The sequence below is a fragment of the Amycolatopsis sp. WAC 01376 genome, assembly GCF_003947415.1.
GTDB lineage: Bacteria > Actinomycetota > Actinomycetes > Mycobacteriales > Pseudonocardiaceae > Amycolatopsis.
Map to the genome: position 1 here is coordinate 150,398 of NZ_QHKL01000010.1, position 23,080 is coordinate 173,477.

At 68.8% G+C, this 23,080-nt stretch carries 21 protein-coding genes; 13 read left to right on the forward strand and 8 right to left on the reverse strand.

Annotated features, from left to right (window positions below):
• Positions 1–56 precede the first annotated feature (56 nt).
• Positions 57–2,441 (reverse strand): excinuclease ABC subunit UvrA, encoded by a 2,385-nt coding sequence (locus tag DMH03_RS38270; protein WP_125796881.1) that lies wholly within the window; start codon positions 2,439–2,441, stop codon positions 57–59.
• Between the two features lie 155 nt (positions 2,442–2,596).
• On the reverse strand, positions 2,597–3,100 hold the full coding sequence (locus tag DMH03_RS38275) for an Lrp/AsnC family transcriptional regulator (RefSeq protein WP_125781852.1): 504 nt from the start codon (positions 3,098–3,100) through the stop codon (positions 2,597–2,599).
• Positions 3,101–3,193: 93 nt separating this feature from the next.
• Here DMH03_RS38275 and DMH03_RS38280 point away from each other — a divergent pair, with 93 nt between their 5' ends.
• The 6 genes from DMH03_RS38280 to DMH03_RS38305 all read left to right on the forward strand — a co-directional run bounded on the left by DMH03_RS38280 (position 3,194) and on the right by DMH03_RS38305 (position 8,099).
• A complete protein-coding gene (locus tag DMH03_RS38280) occupies positions 3,194–4,378 on the forward strand; it encodes an MFS transporter (RefSeq protein ID WP_125796882.1) in 1,185 nt (394 codons plus the stop codon).
• Positions 4,379–4,517: 139 nt separating this feature from the next.
• Positions 4,518–4,706, forward strand: a complete 189-nt coding sequence (locus DMH03_RS38285; RefSeq protein ID WP_125781848.1) for a hypothetical protein — start codon at positions 4,518–4,520, stop codon at positions 4,704–4,706.
• Positions 4,707–4,751: 45 nt separating this feature from the next.
• On the forward strand, positions 4,752–5,894 hold the full coding sequence (locus tag DMH03_RS38290; protein ID WP_125796883.1) for a type III PLP-dependent enzyme: 1,143 nt from the start codon (positions 4,752–4,754) through the stop codon (positions 5,892–5,894).
• Positions 5,884–6,255, forward strand: coding sequence for an adenosylmethionine decarboxylase (gene speD, locus DMH03_RS38295; protein ID WP_125796884.1), 372 nt, complete (start codon positions 5,884–5,886; stop codon positions 6,253–6,255). Before DMH03_RS38290 ends, speD begins: the two co-directional genes overlap by 11 nt.
• Positions 6,255–7,115 carry a spermidine synthase gene (locus tag DMH03_RS38300; RefSeq protein WP_125796885.1) on the forward strand — a complete coding sequence of 287 codons (861 nt, stop codon included), beginning with the start codon at positions 6,255–6,257 and terminating at the stop codon, positions 7,113–7,115. Before speD ends, DMH03_RS38300 begins: the two co-directional genes overlap by 1 nt.
• 426 nt (positions 7,116–7,541) lie before the next feature.
• Positions 7,542–8,099, forward strand: a complete 558-nt coding sequence (locus tag DMH03_RS38305) for a hypothetical protein (protein WP_233611828.1) — start codon at positions 7,542–7,544, stop codon at positions 8,097–8,099.
• A 10-nt stretch (positions 8,100–8,109) separates the two neighbouring features.
• On the opposite strand, the gene DMH03_RS38310 is transcribed toward DMH03_RS38305, so the two are convergent.
• Positions 8,110–8,364, reverse strand: a complete 255-nt coding sequence (locus DMH03_RS38310; RefSeq protein ID WP_125781840.1) for a hypothetical protein — start codon at positions 8,362–8,364, stop codon at positions 8,110–8,112.
• Between the two features lie 254 nt (positions 8,365–8,618).
• Here DMH03_RS38310 and DMH03_RS38315 point away from each other — a divergent pair, with 254 nt between their 5' ends.
• The 3 genes from DMH03_RS38315 to DMH03_RS38325 are packed head-to-tail and all read left to right on the forward strand — an operon-like array spanning position 8,619 to position 14,972.
• Entirely contained in the window at positions 8,619–9,299 is a 681-nt protein-coding gene (locus DMH03_RS38315; protein WP_125796886.1) for a response regulator transcription factor, read from the forward strand.
• Between the two features lie 32 nt (positions 9,300–9,331).
• The gene (locus DMH03_RS38320) at positions 9,332–10,411 is read left to right on the forward strand and encodes a PAS domain S-box protein (protein WP_370311030.1); all 1,080 of its coding nucleotides are present in this window, start codon (positions 9,332–9,334) and stop codon (positions 10,409–10,411) included.
• 49 nt (positions 10,412–10,460) lie between these two features.
• A complete protein-coding gene (locus tag DMH03_RS38325) occupies positions 10,461–14,972 on the forward strand; it encodes a HAMP domain-containing protein (protein ID WP_125796887.1) in 4,512 nt (1,503 codons plus the stop codon).
• Between the two features lie 8 nt (positions 14,973–14,980).
• Here the strand turns inward: DMH03_RS38325 and DMH03_RS38330 are convergent, their stop codons facing one another.
• Both DMH03_RS38330 and DMH03_RS38335 read right to left on the reverse strand, forming a co-directional pair.
• On the reverse strand, positions 14,981–15,382 hold the full coding sequence (locus tag DMH03_RS38330; RefSeq protein WP_233611830.1) for a response regulator transcription factor: 402 nt from the start codon (positions 15,380–15,382) through the stop codon (positions 14,981–14,983).
• A 71-nt stretch (positions 15,383–15,453) separates the two neighbouring features.
• The gene (locus DMH03_RS38335; RefSeq protein ID WP_125796888.1) at positions 15,454–15,759 is read right to left on the reverse strand and encodes an ANTAR domain-containing protein; all 306 of its coding nucleotides are present in this window, start codon (positions 15,757–15,759) and stop codon (positions 15,454–15,456) included.
• A gap of 190 nt (positions 15,760–15,949) precedes the next feature.
• On the opposite strand from DMH03_RS38335, the gene DMH03_RS38340 reads away from it, so the two are divergent.
• Positions 15,950–16,582 carry a response regulator transcription factor gene (locus DMH03_RS38340; protein ID WP_199749187.1) on the forward strand — a complete coding sequence of 211 codons (633 nt, stop codon included), beginning with the start codon at positions 15,950–15,952 and terminating at the stop codon, positions 16,580–16,582.
• 9 nt (positions 16,583–16,591) lie between these two features.
• Here the strand turns inward: DMH03_RS38340 and DMH03_RS38345 are convergent, their stop codons facing one another.
• A complete protein-coding gene (locus DMH03_RS38345) occupies positions 16,592–17,569 on the reverse strand; it encodes a nitroreductase family protein (protein WP_125796890.1) in 978 nt (325 codons plus the stop codon).
• Between the two features lie 131 nt (positions 17,570–17,700).
• Here DMH03_RS38345 and DMH03_RS38350 point away from each other — a divergent pair, with 131 nt between their 5' ends.
• Positions 17,701–19,416: a GAF domain-containing sensor histidine kinase gene (locus DMH03_RS38350; RefSeq protein WP_125796891.1), complete on the forward strand. Its 1,716-nt coding sequence runs from the start codon at positions 17,701–17,703 to the stop codon at positions 19,414–19,416.
• Between the two features lie 6 nt (positions 19,417–19,422).
• On the opposite strand, the gene DMH03_RS38355 is transcribed toward DMH03_RS38350, so the two are convergent.
• Positions 19,423–19,719, reverse strand: coding sequence for a dsRBD fold-containing protein (locus tag DMH03_RS38355; RefSeq protein ID WP_125796892.1), 297 nt, complete (start codon positions 19,717–19,719; stop codon positions 19,423–19,425).
• 160 nt (positions 19,720–19,879) lie between these two features.
• Between DMH03_RS38355 and DMH03_RS38360 the strand changes: the two genes are divergently transcribed.
• A complete protein-coding gene (locus DMH03_RS38360) occupies positions 19,880–20,836 on the forward strand; it encodes a hypothetical protein (protein ID WP_125796893.1) in 957 nt (318 codons plus the stop codon).
• Between the two features lie 77 nt (positions 20,837–20,913).
• On the forward strand, positions 20,914–21,873 hold the full coding sequence (locus DMH03_RS38365; protein ID WP_125796894.1) for a DUF6528 family protein: 960 nt from the start codon (positions 20,914–20,916) through the stop codon (positions 21,871–21,873).
• Between the two features lie 167 nt (positions 21,874–22,040).
• On the opposite strand, the gene DMH03_RS38370 is transcribed toward DMH03_RS38365, so the two are convergent.
• Complete coding sequence (locus DMH03_RS38370; RefSeq protein ID WP_125796895.1) at positions 22,041–23,030, reverse strand: alpha/beta fold hydrolase; 990 nt, start codon at positions 23,028–23,030, stop codon at positions 22,041–22,043.
• Positions 23,031–23,080: the final 50 nt, after the last annotated feature.

The following is a 23,080-nucleotide window of genomic DNA, read 5'->3' on the forward strand; positions in this document are numbered from 1 at the left end:
CGTGATCAGAGGCGTAACTCACGTGATCAGAGGCGTAACTCGCGTGATCAGGGGCGTCACTTGCCGACGTACTCCGCCAGGTGCTCGCCGGTGAGCGTCGAAGCGGCCGCGACGAGATCGGACGGTGTGCCCTCGAAGACGATCTTGCCGCCGTCGTGGCCGGCACCCGGGCCGAGGTCGATGATCCAGTCGGCGTGCGCCATGACCGCTTGGTGGTGCTCGATCACGATCACGGATTTGCCCGCGTCGACGAGCCGGTCGAGCAGGCCGAGCAGGTTCTCGACGTCGGCGAGGTGCAGACCGGTGGTCGGCTCGTCGAGGACGTAGACGCCGCCCTTGTCGCCCATGTGCGTCGCGAGCTTCAGCCGCTGCCGTTCACCGCCGGAGAGCGTGGTGAGCGGCTGGCCGAGGCTGAGGTAGCCGAGCCCGACGTCGTCGAGCCTGCTGAGGATCGCGTGTGCGGCCGGGATGCGCCCTTCGCCCTCGCCGAAGAACTTCACGGCCTCGGACACCGGCATTTCGAGTGCCTCGCTGATGTTCTTGCCGCCGAAGGTGTACTCCAGCACCGACGCCTGGAACCGCTTGCCCTCGCACTCCTCGCAAGTGGTCGCGGTACCGGCCATGATGCCGAGGTCGGTGTAGATGACGCCCGCGCCGTTGCAGGTCGGGCAGGCGCCCTCGGAGTTGGCGCTGAACAGCGCGGGCTTCACGCCGTTGGCCTTGGCGAAGGCCTTGCGGATCGGTTCGAGCAGGCCGGTGTAGGTGGCCGGGTTGCTCCGCCGCGAGCCGCGGATGGGCGTCTGGTCGACCGAGACCACGCCTTCGGCGGCGGGGATCGAGCCGTGGATCAGCGAACTCTTGCCGGAGCCCGCGACACCGGTGACGACGCAGAGGACGCCGAGCGGGACGTCGACGTCCACGTTCCGGAGGTTGTGCCGGTCGGCGCCGCGGATCTCCAGTTTGCCGGTGGGTTCGCGGACGCTGTCCTTGAGCGCCGCCCGGTCGTCGAGGTGCCTGCCGGTGATGGTGTCGCTGGCGCGCAGGCCTTCGAGGGTGCCCTCGAAGCAGATCGTCCCGCCCGCGGTGCCCGCGCCGGGGCCGAGGTCGACGACGTGGTCGGCGATGGCGATCGTCTCCGGCTTGTGCTCGACGACCAGCACCGTGTTCCCCTTGTCGCGCAGCTGCTGGAGCAGGTTGTTCATCCGCTGGATGTCGTGCGGGTGCAGCCCGATGGTGGGTTCGTCGAAGACGTAGGTGACGTCGGTGAGCGACGAGCCGAGGTGCCGGATCATCTTCGTGCGCTGCGCCTCACCACCCGAAAGCGTGCCGGACGGCCGGTCGAGGGAGAGGTAGCCGAGGCCGATGTCGACGAAGGAGTCGAGCGTGTGCTGAAGCTTCTCCAGCAGCGGCGCGACCGATGGTTCCTTGAGCCCGCGGACCCAGCCGGCGAGGTCGCTGATCTGCATCCTGCAGGCGTCGGCGATGTTGATCCGCTTGATCTTCGAAGACCGCGCGAGCTCGCTGAGACGGCTCCCGTCGCATTCGGGGCAGACGGCGAACGTGACCGCCCGGTCCACGAAGGTGCGGATATGCGGCTGCATCGCCTCGCGGTCCTTGGCCAGGAACGACTTCTGGATCGTGGGGATCAGCCCCGAGTAGGTCAGGTTGATGCCCTCGATCTTGAGCTTGACCGGTTCCTTGTAGAGCAAATCGTCCAGCTGCCGCTTGGTGTACTTCTTGATCGGCTTGTCGGGGTCGAAGAAACCGCAGCCGCGGAGGATGCGGCCGTACCAGCCGTCCATGGAGAACCCGGGGATCGTCAGCGCGTTCTCGTTGAGGGATTTGGTGTCGTCGTACAGGGCGGTGAGGTCGATGTCGTTGACCTTGCCCCGGCCTTCGCAGCGGGCGCACATCCCGCCGGTGATGCTGAATTCGCGGCGTTCCTTCGTGGTCCGTCCGGCCTTCTCGACGGTCACGGCGCCCGCGCCGGAGATCGAGGCGACGTTGAAGGAGAACGCCTGCGGCGAGCCGATATGCGGTTTGCCGATCCGGCTGAAGAGGATGCGCAGCATCGCGTAGGCGTCGGTGGCGGTGCCGACCGTGGAGCGGGGGTCGGAGCCCATCCGCTGCTGGTCGACGATGATCGCGGTGGTCAGGCCGTCGAGCACGTCGACCTCCGGCCTGGCCAGCGTCGGCATGAAGCCCTGCACGAAGGTGCTGTACGTCTCGTTGATCAGCCGCTGCGACTCGGCCGCGATCGTGTCGAAGACCAGTGAGCTCTTGCCGGACCCGGAGACACCGGTGAACACCGTCAGTCGTCGCTTCGGCAGCTCGACGGCGACGTTCTTGAGGTTGTTCTCGTTCGCGCCGAGTACCCGGATCAGGTCGTGGCTGTCGGCGGGGTGTTCCTCGGGCGGCTGCGGCTTGGTGGTCTTGCGCATCGTCTCTCCATCCTCGCGTGGGCCGCGTGTACGTTCCGTCAGCCTCACCGGCTCGATCTAACCAGCTCCGAGCCGTTCGTCCTCATCGGTGATCACGCTAGGTGAACGCGGGCCGCCGCCGCTTCTCGATTCCTGATCGGTCTCCGCGCCCCTGTTCAGACGCTCCAGCCCTCGCTCTTGGTCGCCTTCAGGTAGTCCTCGACCGGCGGCCCGACCGGCCTGCCCTCGTACTGCGTCGAGAGCACCACCGACGACCGGATCTCGCCGTGTTTGCCCAGCCGTTCGAAGAGACCTTCGAGATGTTCGAGCGACACGGCCCGCACCTTCAGCATGGTGCAGCGGTCGCCGCTGAGCCGGTGCAGTTCGACCACCTCGGGGTAGTCGTCGGATTTGCTGGTGCGCAGCAGACAGCTGCCGAGAGAGCAGCGCATTTCGACGAACGCCTGGAGGTCGTACCCGGCACGGCGCGCGTCGACCTGGGCGCGGTACCCGGTGATGACACCCGCCTCCTCCAGCCGCCGGACCCGTTCGGCGACCGCCGGGGCGGAGAGGTTCACACGGCGGCCCAGTTCCTTGAACGAGAGCCGCCCGTCGCTCTGGAGCGTTTCGACGAGCCGCCAGTCGAGGTCGTCCAGCGCTCTTTCCGATCGTAAGGTCATCGCGCCCGGATTCCTTTCATGATGCGCCTCGCACCCCCGCGAGGCCTTCGACAGCCTATTCGCCGAGGGGCCAGGAATCCCTAGATTCGAATCATGAAACCGATGTTCGCGCTCTTCATGGGTGTCGCCTGTCTCAGCACCGCGGTCGTCGGCCTGTCCACCACGGCGGCGTTGATCGTGGTCGAGCACGCCGGTGCCGCCTGGAGCGGGCTGCCGAACGCGGTGCTGGTGCTCGGTTCCGCCGCGGGTTCGCTGTCTTCGGGATTCCTGGCCGCTCGCTACGGCAGGCGCTTCGTCCTGGTGCTGATGTACGGGGCCGCGGTGGCGGGGGCGCTGATCTCGTTCGCCGGCGTGCTCGGCGGGTCCGTGCTCGCGCTGGTGGCCGGGATGCCCTTGATCGGCTTCGGCAACAGCGGGGCCCAGCTCTCGCGGTACACGGCCGCGGATCTGTCGCCCGAGCACCGCAAGGGGTTCGCACTGTCCACAATGGTCTGGGCGGGGACCGTCGGCGCGGTGGCGGGGCCCGCCTTGATCGCGCCGGCCGCGGCGAAGGCCGAAGCCGCCGAACTGCCCGCGCTGTCCGGTCCGATCGCGGCCGCGTCGAGGGTCGTGGCCATCGCGGTGCTCGCCGTCGCCACCCTGCCGCGTGGGCTCGCCGCCCCGGAGGAGGGCGTGCCGAGGCGGGAGCGGATGTCCGTGCGGAATCCGGTGATCCTCGGTCCGCTCGTGGCGATGGTCGGCGCGCAGCTGGCCATGGTGGCGGTGATGACGATGACCCCGGTCCAGCTGCACCAGCACGGTCAGGGGCTCGACGTCGTCGGCTGGGTGCTGAGCGCCCATCTGATCGGGATGTTCGCGCTGGCACCGTTGTCCGGCTGGATCGCCGACCGGTGGGGCGGCCGCGCGGCCATCTTCGGCGGGATCGGCACGCTCACCGTCGCGGCGGTCACCGCGATCGGCGCCCCCGATTCGCATCACGTGGGAATCCCGTTCGCGATGTTCCTGCTCGGCTACGGCTGGAACCTGGTGTTCGTCGGCGGCAGCAGCATGCTCAGCCGCGATCTCCCGCCCGCGCAGCGGACGAGGGCGCAGGGCACGGTCGACGCCTTCGTCTGGGGGACGTCCGCCGCGGCGAGTCTGCTCGCCGGGCAGCTGTTCGGCCTGGGCGGATACGTTCTGGTCGCCGTCGCGGGCGGCCTGTGCGCGCTCGCCCCGCTCGTGGTGATCGGCCGCCGGGCGGCCGCGCCGGAACCCGTTGAAAAGGCCGGGCTCAGCTGATCTGCGAAACCCGGGCCCTGCCGTCATACTGCTTCACTCCGACACGAACCGAACCCGTGATGACGCAGATCACGTGGGTGACCGATTCGGAGGGTCCTAGGGTGAAAGCAGACAAGGTGCGGGAGATCGGGGGTGCACGATGAGCGAGTTCGCGGTGAATCTGCGAGACCGGGTACGGCAGGCGAGGGAAGACGTCCAGATCGCCAAGCAGGCCTCGGACGAGGACAGGGCTTCGGCCGTCGGCGCCGACCTGGCCAACCTGGAGCGACTGGCCGCCGAGCACGGGGTGGAACTGCCTGAGCAGACCTCCGGTGACATCCGGGCGTGACCCCGGGTTCCGTGCCGGTGATCGGCCTTTGACACCCTGGGGCGTGTGACCGAAAGCCTGAACCGGATCCGTGCCTTCCTGGCGGATCGCGAACCGCCGACACCCTGCCTGGTGGTGGACACCGACCTGGTCGCGGAGCGGGCGGCCGCGGTCGCGGCGGTCTTCCCGGACGCGCTGATCCGGTACGCGGTCAAGGCGAATCCCACGCCAGGGGTCCTGGACGCGGTGCTGTCGGCCGGTGCGGGATTCGACGTGGCCGGGACGGCGGAGATCGGGCTGTGCCTGTCCCGTGGCGCGCGAGCGGCGGAACTGGCCTACGGCAACACGATCAAGAAGCCGGCGGACATCGCGTTCGCGTACGAACGCGGAGTCCGTGAATTCACCACGGACTCCGCCGGGGATCTGGCGAATCTGGCCGAGCACGCGCCCGGTTCGCTGGTCTCGGTCCGTTTGCTGACCGGCGGCCCGGATTCGGTGACGCCGTTCGGCCACAAGTTCGGCTGTGAACCGGAGGTGGCCGCGGCGCTGCTCCGCCAGGCCGTGGAAGCAGGGCTGCGGCCGGGAATCGCGTTCCACGTCGGTTCGCAGCAGCCGGATCCGGCCGCCTGGGAGATCGGGATCGCGACCGCGGCCAAGGTCGCCGCCGACGCCGGCGTCGGCCTGGAGCGGCTCAACATCGGCGGCGGGTTCGCCACCGAGCACCGGGAACCCGTGCCTTCACTGACGGACTACGCGGGCGTGATCCACGCCGCTCTCGAGGCGCATCTGCCGGAGCCGGAGCTGCTGCTGGAGCCGGGCCGCGTGATCGTCGCCGACGCCGGGCTCATCAGGACCGAAGTCGTGCTGGTGACCACCCGTGCCGCCGCCGACGAACGCCGCTGGGTCTACCTCGACGTCGGCAGGTACAACGGAATGGCGGAGTGCGAGAACGAAGCCGTCGCGTATCGGCTGGAGCCCGTCGGCGTTAAGGGTCCGGAAGGGCCGGTGGTCCTCGCGGGGCCGACCTGCGATGGTGACGACGTGCTGTACCAGCGGACGCCGTGCGCGCTGCCGAGGTCGTTGAAGGCGGGTGACCGGTTGGACATCCCGGGCACCGGGGCGTACACCGCCAGCTACTCGTCCGTCGCCTTCAACGGAATCGAGCCGTTGCGCACCTATTGTGTGGGGAGGTTCGCCGATGCCGGCTGAAGTACCGCTCGTCGGCCGGTTCGCCGGTCGCCACGTGCTCGCGGAGTTCGAGGGGATCGAGCCGTCGCTGCTCGACGACGCCTCGCTGCTGAAGAAGACCCTCGCCGACGCGGTGACCGAGGCGGGGGCGACGGTCTGCGAAGTCGTGTCGCATTCCTTCGCCCCGCAAGGGGTCACCGTGCTCGCGCTGCTGGCCGAATCGCACGCCTCCGTGCACACCTACCCGGAGATCGGCTCGGTGTTCGTGGACGTGTTCACCTGCGGGGACCGGGCGGATCCGGAGCGCGCGGTCGCGCTGCTGGCGAAGCTGCTCGGCGCCGGCACCGTCCGGATGTCCACTGTGGAACGAGGAGAGAACTGATGGCGCAACGAGTGATCGTCGAGCCGATGGGCGCGGGGCTCACCCGGAACTGGGACGTCGACGAGGTCCTGTTCGAAGGCCGTACCGCGTTCCAGTCCGTCCTCATCGGACGGACCGCGCAGGGGATCTCCCTCTTCTGCGACGACGAACGGCAGAGCACCGAACTGAGCCAGCTCGTCTACCACGAGGCGCTGATGGTCCCGTCGCTGCTGCTCGCCGAACGCGTCGAGCGGGTGCTGATCATCGGCTCCAGCGAAGGGGTCGCCTCCCAGCTCGCAGTCGCCGCCGGAGCAGAGGTGGTCGATCACGTCGACATCGACGCCGAAGCGGTGCGGGTCTGCGCTGAGCACCTTCCGTACGGTTACACCCTCGACGAGCTGGCCCGTGCCGAGCGCGGGGAGGGGAAGGTCCGCGTCCACTACCGCGACGGCTGGGAGTTCCTCGCCGAAGCCCAGGAGCGCGGCGACACCTACGACGTCGTCGTGATCGATCTGCCGGACGAGAACGACGATCCGGAGGCGCAGCACAACCGGCTGTACGGTGCCGACTTCCTGGCCCGGTGCACGGCACTGCTCTCCGACGGGGGAGTGGTCGGCTGCCAGGCGGGCTGCCCGACGCTGTGGCGCAATCAGACGCTGATCGCGTCGTGGCGCCGGTTCACCGAGTCGTTCGGGACCGTTCTCTACTACGGTTCGGACGAGCACGAGTGGGCCTTCCTGAGCGGCCGGGCCGACGTGCTCGACGATCCCGAGGCCCTCGTCGCGGAGCGGATCGGCAAGGCGGGGATCGGGGAGTCCACTATGGACGAAGACGCGCTGCGGGCGAACACGGTGCCGCCCTTCTCCCTGCGGCGTCGCTGAGACTTCTCGCCGGGATGAGGCGGCCCGCCGTGTCGCGAAGCCACTTTCGCGACGCCTGGGGTCCCGAAAGTGGCTTTCGCGACGTCCAGCGGATCCGTTCCCCTTACGCCGGCTGTCGAATCCGGACGACACGCGTGATCGGGCGGACGACACGCGTGACTGGAGGGACGACACGACGCCCGCAGCCGGATTCCGTCGTGTCGGCCACCTGATCACGCGTGTCGTCCGCCCAGTCACGCGTGTCGTCCGTCTGGACACGAGTGTCGTCTACCAGCGGAGCTTGAAGTGAAGTGACGGGCGACCGCTGGTAGGGCCGTTGGTCACCGGAACCGGGGACTTGTCCTCCACGATGCGCGACCGTGCGGCCCTAGGGCGCGAGAGCGTCATCGGAAAGGCTTCACGCACAGGAAAGGGTGCGGTGAGGTCATGGCGCGTTTGGGAAGCCTTCTCGGGAAGGGCCGGTCGGTGCGGCCGAGTCTGCTTCCGTTGCTGGACTTGAGGTCCGCGGCGTTGACGTTGCGGTCCGGGCACGGGCTGGCCCCGACGGGGTCGGGGAGTGTCTGCTTCGTCGCGGAAGGCCGTCCTGGGCCGGGGACGGACGCGGAGATCGTCGCCGGTCTCGCCGGGGACACCGTCCGCCGCAACGTGGTCATCCACGACGCGCACGGGCGGACGATCGTGCGCTGCTGGCGGGAGAACGGCGACCTCGGCTGGCTGCTCGACGACCTCGCCGACGTCAACGAGAGCCTGGCGCAGGCAGGGTTCGCGACCTGGTTGCTGCATACGACGGTCGACTTCGCCGAGTTGGGGGACATGCGGCATCCGAGGCTGACCATGGTCTACCGCCGGGAACGCGGCACCTTCTACCCGTACGCCCCGCGTGGGCCCCGCGGCCGGGACAGGGCGACGGAACTGAGGATCCGCTCGTCGCTGACCCGGATCGTGCCGATGGAGCCGGACATCGGCCGGTGGCACCCGGTGTGACGGGTGCCGGTCAGCCGGGTGCGCCGCCGAGCCAGCCGCGCAGCCGTTGGACGCGCCGGTCCCGTGGGTTCCATCGGGACCGCTTGACGAAGGCCGCGCCGTCGAAATGCCGGATGGCGGTCAGGACCTCGTCGAGCAGCGAGGCGTGCGTCTCGGTTTTCGCCACGACTCTCGGCGCCCGCTCGCACTCGGCGGCGATCGATGCCCGGCGGGCGATGGCGTGCGTGCCGGGACGGCGGCGGGTTTCGCAGATCCTCGTGGTCACGTCCCGGTCCCCTTTCCCTCGCCCCCGATCCGGTGGGCGTCACCTTCGACGATGAGGCACCGGGTGCCGTTCCGGTCACCGCCGAAGGTCGTGCCATCGAAGGCACAAAGACCTCTCTCGGTCGCCGGCCGGGTACGGCGGGTCACGGGTCGGCTTCGAAACGCCGAGTGGGGCGGAGACGGTGGGAGAATGCCCGCCGGCGTCTCGCCTCCATTTCCGGGAATCGGCGAGATCACGATCGACGGAGAAGGTGTATGCCGAACCCGACGTTCCCGCAGCCCGAGTCCCCGGCCGCGGCCCCGATCCGGGTGCTGCTCGTCGAGGACCACAAGATGGTGGCCGAAGCGCTGGGCGCGGCCTTCGAGGAATTCCCGCAGATCGACCTGGTGGCGTCGGTGGAGTCACTGGCGGGCGGGATGATCGCGGCGGAGAAGCACCTGCCCGACATCGTCCTGCTCGATCGGCGGCTGCCGGACGGCGACGGGATCGAGGCGATCGCCCGATTCCGCGCGATCTCGCCGTCGAGCAGGGTGCTCGTGCTGACCGGTGACGCGAACAGTGCCATCGTCGCCAGGATCCTGGAGGTCGGCGGGGCCGGGCTGTTGCTGAAATCCGGTCTCCTCGACGAATTGGTCACGGCGATCCGCACCGTCGCGGCGGGCGACGTGGTCATCGACCCGGAACTGCTCAGCGGCGCCTTGGCCATGCTGGCAGGGAGCACCGGCAGGCTCGGGCCGTTGCTGACCCTGCGGGAGCGGCAGGTGCTCTGCCTGATCGCGGAAGGCGCGGGAACCGATCGGATCGCCGAGGAGCTGCGGCTGGCCAGGAATACCGTGCGGAATCACGTGCAGCGGATCCTGGTGAAGACCGGCACCCATTCGAAACTCGAAGCGGTGGCCCATGCCCGCAAGAATGGCCTCCTCGAACGGCCGTAGCGGGGAGAGGTATCCGGGTGCCAAGCTGCACTATGGCCATGCTGCCATCGAAACGAACACCTGATCACCGCGGCGCTGTGCTGTTCGAGTTGTTCATGCACAGCGTCGTCGACTACGCCATTTACCTGCTGGACGTCGATGGTCGCGTGATCAGCTGGAATCCGGGGGCGCAACGGATCAAGGGGTATTCGGAGGACGAGATCCTCGGCCGCCATTTCTCCGTTTTCTACCCCGAGGACGACGTCGCCGCCGGTAAACCCACCTCCGAGCTGCTGATCGCCACTGAGCTGGGGAGTCATGAGGACGAGGGATGGCGCGTCCGCCGCGGCGGTGAACGATTCTGGGCCAACACCGTGATCACCGCGTTGCGGGATGAAGAGGGCCGCCTCGCCGGTTTCGGCAAAGTGACCCGTGATCTCACCGAACGCCGGAAATCGCAGGAGGACAAAGCCGAGCGGCGACAGGCGTTCGCGCATTTGGTCCGGGCGCAAGAAACCGAACGCCGTCGTATCGCGTGGGATGTTCACGACGATTCCATCCAGTCGATGATCGCGGTGAGCATGCGGTTGCAGATGCTCGCCGCGCAACGGCGGGATTCCGCATTGAGGCAACTCGACGAAGCGATCCAAGGGGCGATCCGGCGGTTGCGGATCCTCGTGGCCCAATTGCGCCCACCCGCGCTCAACGACGACGACCTGGTCGCATCCGTCCGCGACTATCTCGACGAGGTCGTCGCCGGCTGGGGGCTCGACTGCACGCTGCGGCACGATCTGCCGGTCCAGCCGCCGCCCGACCTCGTCGTCACGGTCTTCCGGATCCTTCAGGAGGCGTTGGTGAACGTGCGGAAACACGCGAACGCCACCGCCGTCGTGGTTTCGCTGACGGGACAGGACGGCGGTCTGCTGGCCAAGGTCGTCGACAACGGAGACGGGATGAAGCCGGACGTCGAGAGTGCCCACGAAGTGTTGTCGGGTGAGCACATCGGAATGGCGTCGATGCGTGAACGTGCGGAAGCGGCGCAAGGATGGTTCCGGATTTCCAGCAGGCCCGGCGAAGGGACGTCGGTGGTCTTCTGGATTCCGCTGGGCCCGGCCGGACCCGTGCGGAGATGACGGCCGCCCCCCTGGATCCGCGGGGAGCCGGAACGAAGGAGGCACCTCGATGCCGGAACCGGTGGCCAAGCGCGGGCCTAGAGACGCGGCGCGGGTGGGCGGGGCGATCGACGACGAGGGTCTGCAGCGGTTGCTGGAGGGGCTGAAAGCCGTTCGCGACGGCGATTTCAGCACCAGGCTGCCGCAGGTGGACGACGTCCTGATGAACGAGATGGCGGTCGTCTTCAACGGGATGGTCGACCAGCTGGCGCTGTTCACCTCCGAGGTCACCCGAGTCGCCCGCGAGGTGGGGACCGACGGGAAGCTCGGCGGGCAGGCGGCGGTGCCTTCGGTCTCGGGGACCTGGAAGGACCTCACCGATTCGGTGAACGCGATGGCGGGCAACCTCACCGGACAGGTCCGCGACATCGCCGAGGTCGCGACCGCGGTGGCGAAAGGTGATCTGTCCCAGAAGATCACCGTCGACGTCAAGGGCGAGATGCTCGAGCTGAAGAACACGATCAACACGATGGTGGATCAGTTGTCGTCGTTCGCCGATGAGGTCACGCGCGTGGCGCGCGAGGTTGGCAGCGAAGGGCGGCTGGGCGGGCAGGCGGAAGTCCCCGGTGTGGCGGGGACGTGGCGGGATCTGACGACGTCGGTGAACTTCATGGCGGGCAACCTGACCGACCAGGTGCGCTCGATCGCCGAGGTCACCACGGCGGTGGCGAAGGGTGACTTGTCGCAGAAGATCACGGTGGACGCTCGGGGCGAGATCCTGGAGTTGAAGAACACGATCAACACGATGGTGGATCAGTTGTCGTCGTTCGCCGATGAGGTCACGCGGGTCGCGCGCGAGGTCGGTACCGAAGGCGCGCTGGGCGGGCAGGCCCAGGTGCCCGGTGTGGCGGGGACGTGGCGGGATCTGACGACGTCGGTGAACTTCATGGCCGGCAACCTCACCGCGCAGGTGCGTTCCATCGCCCAGGTGGCCACGGCGGTGGCGAAGGGTGACTTGTCGCAGAAGATCACGGTGGACGCTCGGGGCGAGATCCTGGAGTTGAAGAACACGATCAACACGATGGTGGATCAGCTGTCCTCGTTCGCCGATGAAGTCACGCGCGTGGCACGCGAGGTCGGCACGGAAGGACGGCTGGGCGGTCAGGCGGACGTCAAGGGTGTTTCGGGGACGTGGAAGGGCCTGACCGAGTCCGTGAACGTCATGGCCGACAACCTGACCGATCAGGTCCGCTCGATCGCCGAGGTCACCACGGCGGTGGCGAAGGGCGACCTGTCGCAGAAGATCCGCGTCGACGCGCGCGGCGAGATCCTGGAACTCAAGGACACCATCAACACGATGGTCGGCCAGTTGTCGTCGTTCGCCGACGAGGTCACCCGGGTCGCCCGCGAGGTGGGCACCGAGGGACGGCTGGGCGGTCAGGCGGACGTCAAGGGTGTGTCGGGGACGTGGAAGAGCTTGACCGAGTCGGTCAACGTCATGGCGGACAACCTGACCGATCAGGTGCGCTCCATCGCCCAGGTCGCGACCGCGGTCGCCAGGGGCGACCTGTCCCAGAAGATCACCGTCGAGGCCAAGGGCGAGGTCGCCGCGCTGGCACAGACGATCAACACGATGGTCGACACACTGTCCGCCTTCGCGGACGAGGTCACCCGCGTGGCGCGGGAGGTCGGCACCGAGGGCATCCTCGGCGGGCAGGCCAGGGTGCCGAACGTCGCCGGCACCTGGAAGGACCTCACCGACAACGTCAACTCGATGGCGAACAACCTCACCGGACAGGTCCGCAACATCGCCCAGGTGACCACCGCGGTCGCGCAGGGCGACCTCTCCCGCAAGATCGACGTCGACGCGCGCGGCGAGATCCTGGAGCTCAAGACCACCATCAACACGATGGTCGACCAGCTTTCCGCCTTCGCCGCGGAGGTCACGCGGGTCGCCCGCGAAGTCGGCAGTGAGGGACGGCTCGGTGGCCAGGCGGAGGTCGAAGGTGTTTCGGGCACCTGGAAGCGGCTGACGGAGAACGTCAACGAGCTGGCCGGGAACCTGACCCGCCAGGTCCGGGCGATCGCCGAGGTCACCAGCGCGGTGGCCACCGGCGACCTCACCCGGTCCATCTCCGTCGAGGCCCAGGGCGAGGTCGCGGAGCTGAAGGACAACATCAACGCGATGGTCCAGTCGCTGCGCGAGACCACGCGGGCCAACGAGGAACAGGACTGGCTCAACACCAACCTCGCCCGGATCTCGGGCCTGATGCAGGGCCACCGGGATCTGCGGGTGGTGGCCACGCTGATCATGAACGAGCTGACCCCGTTGGTCGGCGCGCAGCACGGGACGTTGTTCCTCACCGAGATCGGCGAACATGGCACCCGGCTGCGGCTGATCACCAGCTACGGGCACAGCGAGGATCCGGACACGCCGTCGGGTTTCGCGATGGGGCAGTCGCTGATCGGGCAGGCCGCGCAGACCAAGAAACCGATCGTGGTCGACCGGACACCGCCGGGTTTCGTGAAGATCTCGTCGAGCCTCGGCTCCGCCCCGCCGGTCACCCTGATCGTGCTGCCGATCGTCTTCGAGGACCAGGTGCTCGGCGTCATCGAACTCGCGTCGTTCGGTGAGTTCACCGCCGTCCGCAAGGATTTCCTCGAACAGCTGATGGAGACCATCGGCGTCAACGTCAACACGATCATCGCCAACGCGCGGACCGATTCCCTGCTGGAGGAATCCCAGCGGCTCGCACAGGAACTGCAGGCCCGCTCGGAGGAACTCCAGGCGCAGCAGGCGAAACTCCAGGTGTCGAACGCCGAACTGGAGGAGAAGGCCGAACTGCTCGCCCGGCAGAACCGCGACATCGAGGTGAAGAACTTCGAGATCGAGCAGGCACGCCAGGAGATCGAGGAACGCGCGCAGCAGCTCGCGCTGGCGTCGAAGTACAAGTCGGAGTTCCTGGCCAACATGTCGCACGAACTCCGGACGCCGTTGACCAGTCTGTTGATCCTCGCCGGAGTCCTGTCTCAGAACTCGACCCAGAACCTGACGCCGAAACAGGTCGAGTTCGCCAAGGTCATCCAGTCCGCGGGCACCGATCTGTTGCAGCTGATCAACGACATCCTCGACCTGTCGAAGGTCGAGGCGGGCAAGATGGACATCCACCACGAGCCGTTCCCGCTGCGTCAGTTGCTGGACTACGTCGGCACGACGTTCCGTCCGCTGACCGCGGAGAAAGGGCTCGACTTCCAGGTCACCGTGGAACCCAACGTGCCGGAACTGCTGTTCACCGACGAGCAGCGACTGCGGCAGGTCCTGCGGAACCTGCTGTCGAACGCGGTCAAGTTCACCGAAGACGGCCGCGTCGAACTGCGGGTCAAACTGGTCGACACGATCGTTTCGCCGTCAGGCCCGCTCCCGCACGAATCGCTGGTGGCCTTCAGCGTCATCGACACCGGGATCGGGATCGCCGAGGAAAACCTCGAATCGATCTTCGGCGCCTTCCAGCAGGCCGACGGCACCACCAGCCGCAAGTACGGCGGCACCGGGCTCGGCCTGTCGATCAGCCGTGAGGTCGCCTACCTGCTCGGCGGCGAGATCCGGGCGGACAGCGCGCTGGGAACGGGCAGCACGTTCACCCTCTACCTGCCGGTCGCGAGGTTCGCCATGGCAGCCGGTTCCGAAGATGCCACGGCGTCCACAGTGGACACCGGCGGCGCGGAACAACGGGTACTGGTGGTGGAGACCGAGCAGAACAGCCTGCTGACCCTGCTCGCCCGCGGTGTCGCGGCCGACGTCGCGGACAGTCACGGTTCGGTCCAGGTCAAGGCGGTGTCCGATCCGGCGGAAGCGTTCGAGGAGCTGAAGCGCGACAGCTACCGCTGCGTCGTGCTCGACACCAGCATCCCCGGGACGAGCGCGTTGACGTTCCTCAAACGGCTCGCCGAGGGCCCGGATCCGGTCGAAGTCCCCGTGCTGGCGTACGCGACCCGCAAGCTCAGCGCCGCGCAGGAACGGTTGCTGCACGGGCACGCGCGGGTGCATCCGGTCGAACTGCTGCCGTCGCTGGACATGCTGCGGGAGCGCATCATGCTGCACATCTCGGCGAGCGAACTCGAAGGCATCCTGCCGCTGATGCACCAGCCCGAGGTGAGCCCGGAGGAGACGGCTCAGGCCACCGAACCGCCCGCCGGACCACCTCGGCTGCGGGGGCGCAAGGTCCTGCTCGTCGACGACGACGCCCGCAACGTGTTCGCGATCTCCGGGATGCTCGAACTGCACGGCCTCTCGGTGGTGCACGCGCCCAACGGCCGCAAAGGCATCGAGGAATTGCTGGCCGACGACGGCATCGACCTGATCCTGATGGACGTGATGATGCCGGAGATGGACGGCCACGCGACGACGGCCGCGATCCGCGAGATGCCGAGGTTCGCCGGCCTGCCGATCATCACGGTGACCGCGAAGGCGATGGAAGGGGATCGCGAGAAGAGCCTCGCCGCCGGGGCGAGCGACTACGTCACCAAACCCGTGAACGCGGAGGAACTGCTGACCTGTATGGAACGCTGGCTCGCGGACTGAGCCCGAGCTCAGGCCGTGTCGGCGCTGTTCGCGCAGAGGCGGCGGATGGCCGCGACGATCTCGGTGTTGGGGCTGCCCTTCACGAGGTACTCGGTGACGCCCGCGGAGGCCATCTGGGCGATGGACCGGGTGTCACTGTGCGCGGAGAACGCCATCAGCCGAGTGCGGGGCACCCTCCGCCGGATCTCCCGCGCCATCCACGCGCCGCCGCCACCGGGGATCCGGACGTCCAGCACGGCGACCTCCGGGGTCAGCAGTTCCGCGAGCGCGACCGCTTCACCGGCGTCCAGCGCGATGGCGACCACCTCGATGTCCGGTTCGGATTCCAGGAGCGCGCGCAACGCGTCGCCGATCACCGGGTTGTCGTCCGCGACGAGCACCCGAAGTCTGGGGGGCGGCGTTCGGTTCATCACCCAGTCCGTGCCCGCGCGATCTGCGGCTCCGGTGGTGGTCGCGGGCCCCCCGCCGAACTTGGCGTGACTCAGCAAGACACTCGGCGATCGCCTTCGCTCGACTGGCCGACGAGCGTCTTGGCGACGTCGTGGATCTTCATGTTGTTGTTGCGGCAGAACGAGCGAAGCATTTCGAACGCCGCATCGATGTCTATCTGGTAACGCTCGGCGAGGATTCCCTTCGCCTGTTCGATGGGAAGCCGGTGATCCAGCGCGTACTGGAGTTGCTCGGCGCGGGCCCGGTAGAAGCGGATGCGGTCGCGCATGGCCACGACGTCGTCGGCCGGGTCGGGAGAGCCGGCCGGCGTGGCCGTCGAAAGCATGGTCTCGGACATGAAGTGATCGTCGCAGCGGCCTGACCGCCCCGGGAAGAACAGAACGTCCTGACTCGAATGATGCAAATGAACCTGGTCCGGACGGCGGCAGCCACCCGAACGGGCGCCGAACAAGGCCCTTTGGCCTGTCGCAGTGACCGGCCGTGCGCCGTACGCTCTCATCCGAGGAGGGGAAACCGTGGAGGTCGGAATGCTCCGGGTGTTTCTGGTCGACGATCACGAGGTGGTCCGCCGAGGCGTCGCGGACATGCTCGAGGAGGATCCGGGCCTGTGCGTTGTCGGCCAGGCCGCCACGTTTTCCCAGGCGCTGGCGAGGATCCCGGCGTTGCGGCCGGATGTAGCGGTACTCGACGTGCGGCTGCCGGACGGCAACGGTGTCGAACTCGCGCGGGAACTGCGCTCCAAGATGCCCGAACTGAAATGCCTGATGCTCACCTCCTACACCGACGAGCAGGCGATGCTGGACGCGATCATGGCCGGCGCGAGCGGTTACGTCATCAAGGACATCCGGGGGATGGATCTGGTGGCGGCGGTCAAGGAGGTCGGCCTCGGCCGGTCGTTGCTGGACACGCGGGCCGCCGCGACGCTGATGGCGAAGTTCCGTGACGACGCCGCCAAGAAGGGGCCGCTCGCCGGGCTTTCCGATCAGGAGCGCACGTTGCTGGAACTGATCGGTGAGGGACTGACCAACCGGCAGATCGCCGAGCGGATGTTCCTCGCGGAAAAGACCGTGAAGAACTACGTGTCGCGGTTGCTGACGAAACTGGGGATGCAGCGGCGCACCCAGGCGGCCGTGCTGGCCACCGAACTGCGGCGGCAGTGACGGCGTGCCTCAAGCGGAGATGAGCGTGTCGAGCAGGACGTCCTCCAGCGGGCGGCGCGGTGTCCACGGCAACGGTGAGCCGTAGCCGACGCGCAGCAGCACCTGAGGCCACACCCCACAGCCGAGAAGGCGCCGGAGTTCGGCACGGGCCTCGCGGACCATGGTCGGCGGCGAGATGAACGACGCGTCGAGTCCGGCGCCGGTCGCGGTGAGCAGAACCCGTTGCAGTGCTTGACCGGCCTGGAGCCGGTCGATCCGTTCGTCGGTCAGCGACCCGATCATCACCACGAGCGGAGCGTGCCGCGTGCCGCTGTCCGCTTCGCCGAATTCGTCGAGGATCCAGCCTTCGTCGGCGGGAGCGCCTTCGGTCGCGTAGGCCGGCACCCCGTCGCGAGTGCCCGCGGCCAGTCCGGTCCAGCGGCCGAGTTCGGCGAGGAACGCGGGGTCGGCGAGCTGCGTCCGGCGGGCGCGTTCGGTGAGGTCACGCAGGCGACGGCACTGTTCGGCGTCGAGGCGCGACAGCCAGGCGTGCTCGAGTTCGGTGGCGTGCCGGAGGACGGCGAGCGTGGCTTCCGGGGTGGCACAGGACAGGAAGGGTCGCCGGTTGGTCCGGCGGCGCGGGATCGCGTGGGCGAGCCGCGAGACCTTCGGATCCGGCGTGCGTTCGGCGAGCGGACGGACGACGGCCAGCAGATCGGGATCGGTGCGGCTCGGCACGAGGGTCGTCGCGGGGTGGAAACCCGAGGCGTGGATCGCCGTCCTGAGGGTGAACAGGGCGGCGCCGCAGGAGAGGACGAGTTCACGACCGTCCGGATCCGTGACCGGGAGGATCCGGCGCGGATCGGCGTGGAGTTCGATCCCGGTGCCGGTGCAGCGGAAAAGCCACGGCTGGGTGTTGTGCGTCGACGGCGCCAGCGTGGCCGACCGGAGCACGGAATTCACCTGTTCGGAGTTCAAGCGCCCGACCCCGGTGACTTGTATGGTCATGGTTTCTCCCGCCGCCGTGCCACGGGTAATGCGGTTGTCTCGATGAGACGGTCCCCGTCCGCGGTGCGGGGCCGAAAGAGGAGAAAGTCACCACGGCCGCGACTCGTCCCGATCTTCGGAGGCGCAGCAGGATGTCGGCTCATGACCGGCTCGGCGGAAGCGACGACCGGGTCACCGGCGCGCTTTCCCAGCTGCGGGTCCGTGAAGTGCTGGGGGACCTCCAAGAGCGCATCGAACGGCTCATCGGCACCCGCGACAAGATGGACGGCCTGCTCGAAGCGGTGCTCGCGGTCGCTTCGGGGCTGGAGCTGGACAAGACGCTGCGCCGGATCGTGCGGGCGGCGATCGATCTCGGTGAAGCCACCTACGGCGCGCTCGGGGTGATCGCGGACGACGGTTCGCTCTCCGAATTCGTCTATCTCGGCATCGACGGTGAGACGGAACAACAGATCGGGCATCTCCCGAAAGGGCACGGGCTGCTGGGTTTCGTCATCGACGAGGCGAAACCGGTGCGGCTGGCCGACATCTCGCGGCATCCCGCCTCGGTCGGGTTCCCGCCGCGCCATCCGCCGATGCGGTCGTTCCTCGGCGTGCCGATCCGGGTGCGCGACGAGGTGTTCGGGAATCTGTACCTCACCGAAAAACGCGGGGAGGGGTTCACCGACGACGACGAGGTGGTCGTCCAGGCGCTCGCCGCCGCGGCGGGTATCGCGATCGAGAACGCCCACCTCTACGAGCGGGCGCGGATCCGCCAGCAGTGGCAGGCCGCCACCAGCGAGGTCACCACGGAACTGCTCGGCGGCACCGATCCCGTCGACGCGCTCAACCTGATCGCCGGGCGGGCACTGGAACTGACCGGTTCCGACCTGACTCTGCTGGCATTACCCGGTTCCGGTGGGCTCGACGTCGGCAAGGACGAGGCCGACGAACTCACCATCGCGGTGTGCGCGGGCGCGCGGGCGGCGGAACTGACCGGGGCGCGGATCAGCGTCGCCGACTCGGTGCCGGGGGCGGTCTACCGCGACCGGACCCCGCGCAGCGTCCCGGAATTGGCACTCGGTCCCGAGGGCGAGTTCGGCCTCGGCCCGACGCTCGTGGTGCCGCTCCGGGCGCGAGAACGCACGTCCGGAGTGCTGATGGCGGTGCGGAATCCGGGCGCGGTCCCGTTCGAGCTCGCCCAGCTGCCGGTGGTGGCCTCGTTCGCCGACCAGGCCGCGCTCGCGCTCCAGCTGGCGGCGCGGCAGCGCACGGCGAGGGAACTCGACGTGCTCGCCGACCGGGACCGGATCGCCAGGGAACTGCACGACCACGTCATCCAGCGGCTGTTCGCGGTCGGTCTCGCCATGCAGAGCACCCACCGCCGGGCGGACACCCCGGAACTGCGGCGGCGGATCGGCGACAGCATCGACCAGATGCACGAGATCGTGCACGAGATCCGCACGGCGATCTTCGATCTCCACGGCGGCGAGGCGGGGCAGCAAGGAGTCCGGCTGCGGCACCGGCTCTACGACTCGATCGCCGAACTCACCGACGAAACCCCGATCCACCCGACGATCAGCCTGTCCGGGCCGCTCGACTCGATCCCCCTCCCATTCGCCGAACACGTCGAGGCGGTGGTGCGGGAGACGGTCGGCAACGTCGTCCGGCACGCGCGGGCGAGCGGGGTTTCGGTGAGCGTCGCCGTGAAGGACGACGTCCTGCGGATCGTGGTCACCGACGACGGAACCGGGACCGCCGGCGAGCCAGGGGGACTGCGCGACCGCGCGGAAAAGGCGGGCGGGACGTTCCATGCGGAGACCCGGGACGAGGGCGGCACCAGGGTCGAGTGGTCCGCCCCCTTGCGCTGACCCCGGTCAGTTCGCCGACTGCGCGGTGAGGATCCCGTCGACTTCGATCGAGCGGGCGACGTCGGAGGCGACGGTCTCGAGCAATTCCGCGGTGAGGTCCGAAAGTGCCCGCGTCACCGCGAGATAGGCACCGATCTGGGAGGCGGAACCGTTTCTCAGCCCGGCCTCCGCGAGTCCGACACCGACGAACTCACCCCCGTCTTCGAGACGGAGCAACGCCTCCGCGCGCACTCGGTACGGCTCGTGCTGCAGGGACACGTCGATCGTCCAGTTGTCCGTCATCGTCGGCTCCGTTCCGGTCATCGAGGCTCTCACCGCCGCCGTTCGTGGCACAGGGTCCTCAGTCCTCGCTCTCCGGGGAATCGGGGGCGAAAGTCCTCGGAATTCGTGACCGGCGGCCGCTGCGGTCGCCGGGTACCCCGGCCGAAGGTGGATCAATCCCCAGTTTCCCGCGGAGACCACCATGACGATCCCGTTACCCACACCCGTCGACCAGGCGGTGGCGGCCGCCGTCCGCGCGCCGTCCCCGCTCAACACCCAGCCGTGGCGGTTCGTCGTCGACGGGGACCGGATCGAGGTGCGGCTCGACCGCGCCAGGGTGCTCCGGATCGCCGACCCGGACGCCCGCGAGGCACGGCTTTCGTGCGGCGCGGCGATGTTCAACCTGATCGTTTCGTTGCGTTCCAACGGCAAGACCCTCTCGGTCCGGGTCGTACCGGAACCAGGGGAGCCGGATCTGCTCGCCGAACTCGTGGTCGGCGGCGACCGGTTTTCCTCACCGGAGGAACGGAAACTGGCCGAAGCCGTCTTCCGTCGTCACACGAACCGCCGTCCGTTCCTCGACCGGCCGGTTCCCGTCTGGGCTCGGACGACGTTGCGCGCGTCCGCGCTGGTGGAAGGCGGGCTGCTGGAACTGTTCGGCCGGGGCGACCGGGCGAACGCGGTCGCGCGGGTGCTGCACCGGGCCGAGGCCGTACAGGCGCGCAACGGCGCGTTCCAGGCGGAGATCGCGCTGTGGACCCGGCGGGCGGCCAACGCCCCGGACGGTGTCCCGGCACCGGCTGGACCACCGTCGCCGCACGGCATTCCCGCGCAGGAGTCGTTCTTCGCCGCCGAGCCCGAAGGCGGTGAGCCGGTGCTCGGCGCGGTCCTGACCGCGGGCGGCGGCCTCGCCGCGGACCTGCGGGCCGGAATGGTGCTGCAGCGGGTGCTGCTGACCGCGACGGCCGCCGGCCTCGCGACGTCGTTCGTCGGCAGGCCGTTCGAAACCCCGGAGACCCGGGTCGCGATGGACCGGGTCTTCGCCGATCTCGGCCGTCCGCACACCGTGCTGCGGTTCGGATACGGCCGCCCGGTGCCGATGACGGGACGCCGTCAGGTCGGCGAAGTGCTGCTCCGGCGGACGGAGGCGGCCCTCTGATCCCGGGTCATCTCGTCGACACCCACGTTTCCGATCATCGCCACCCGGCCGTCATCCGCAGCGGGTTCGGTCTCCGTATGAAGATCATGCGGAAATCCTTGGTGGCGCTGGCCATCGCGGGCCTTTCGGTCGCGGCGTCCGCGACGACGGTGGCGGACGCGGGCGGGCGCGATCGCGGTTCGATCGTCATCACCGAGCAGGCGTCCAAACGGATCCTGGTGCTGCCCGCCGACCGGACGTCCTGGCAGAACCGGAAGCCGAGCTGGGCGTGGGCGCCGAACGCCGCCAACGGGCTGGCGGACCTCGCGGGCTCGTGGAGCAACCCGAGCGACGCGAAACTCGCCGAACGCAACGGCGAGAAGTACCTGCTGACGTCGGCGTCGGGTGGTTTCGCGGCGGTCGTGCCGTATCCGGCGGGCGACCGGGCGTACTGGGCGGCGAACGTCGGCGGGCCCGCCAACCCGCACAGCATCGAACTGCTGCCGGACGGGAACGTCGCGGTGGCGGCCAGCACCGGTGGCTGGGTGCGGGTCTACACCGCTTCCCAGGGGCAGCGCTCGACGACCTACGCCGAATATCGGCTGGTGGGGGCACACGGCATGGTCTGGGACGCCGGCCGGAACGTGTTGTGGGCCTTGGGCACCGACGCGCTCGTCGCGTTGAGCGTCGGCGGGACTCCCGCGGCGCCGGTGCTCACCGAGCAGCGGTCCGTGCCGGTGCCGAGCAAGGGCGGGCACGACCTCCAGCCGGTTCCGCATCGGCCGGATCTGCTGTGGGTGACCACGGAAGCGGGCGTGTACCAGTTCTCGAAGACGAGCGGCGGGTTCACCCAGCGCTACGCGGGCGCGCGCGAGATCGACCGGCCGCATGTGAAGAGTGTGTCGACGAACCCCCGGACCGGGCAGATCCTGACGGCCTCGGTGCAGGACGGTCATCTGTGCACGTGGTGCACGGACACCGTCCGGCTGGCCTTTCCACGCGCCGAGCTGGCGCTGCACGGCGCGTGGATCTACAAGGCCCGCTGGTGGATCGGTTGAGCTGAACTTCCGTGTCGGTACCGGCCGTTCGGGGGGCTGCCCGGCCGGTACCGACACACCAGAGAAGAGGGACCCTCGTCGCGAGAATGACGGCTGGCCGCGTCTTTCACCTGACCGAGTGAATCGTGCGGTTCAGCGCGCGGCGTTGACCCGTCCGGGGTATCGGCTCAGCCGAGGAAGGTCAGTAGCTCGCCGATGACCGCCCGCGGTCGCTCCTCCGCGACGAAGTGCCCGGAACCGGCGATCTTCCGCACCCGGACGTCGGCCGCCTTCGACGGCAGGACCGCGGCGAGGTAGTCGTAGTTGAACTCCGAGCCCAGCCCCAGCATCGGGGCGGCGATCTTCGCGTAGGCCTTCTGGTCCTCGATGTCCTGGCCGAACGCCTGGTACCAGCCGTTCCCCGCGCGGATCGCGTCCGGGCGGTCGTACGCGGCGGCGTAGATGGCCCGGTCCCGAGCGGCGATCGAGGCCGGATCGGCCGCGAGATGGTCGAACATCCAGTCGACGAGAAAGCGTGACCGGCCGGCCAACAGCTGTTCGGGCAGCGTCGCGACCTGGTTGAAGGCGAACCACCAGACGTTCACCGGCTGCCCGGGCGGGGCCAGCATCGGGAGCTGGTACAGGCTTTCGTCGGGATGCGAGACGTCCATGAGCGTGACGGTCTTCGTCGCTTCGGGGTGGTTGGCGGCGAAGGCGAACGCGACCATGGCGCCGATGTCGTGTCCGGCGATATGCGCCTGCCGATGGCCCAGCGTGCGCAGGAGTCCGAAGATGTCGCGGGCCATCGTCTTCTTGTCGTACCCGCCTTGGGGCTTGCCCGAGCCGCCCATGCCCCGCAGGTCGACGGCGATCACGCGGTACCGCTTCGCCAGCTCCGGCATGATCGCGCGGTACTGCCACCACGTCTCCGGCCAGCCCGGCAGCAGGATCAGCGGCTCGCCCCGGCCACCGGCGACGTAGTGCAACCGGACCCCGTCGACCTGGGCGTATTCGCTGCGGAACCCGCCGGGGAGGGACCGGGCGAGCGCCGCGTCGTTCGGGGCGCCGGACTGGCCGGCCTCGGCGACACCACCCGAGGCCACGAGCGCGGCCGCGGCCCCCGCGCCGAGGGTGAGCATGGACCGGCGGTTGAGGAAGGAACGGCTGTCTTCGGTCATGTCTCGATCGTGGCCGGGCCGAGATGCCGACCGTGAGTGGTGTTCTCGCC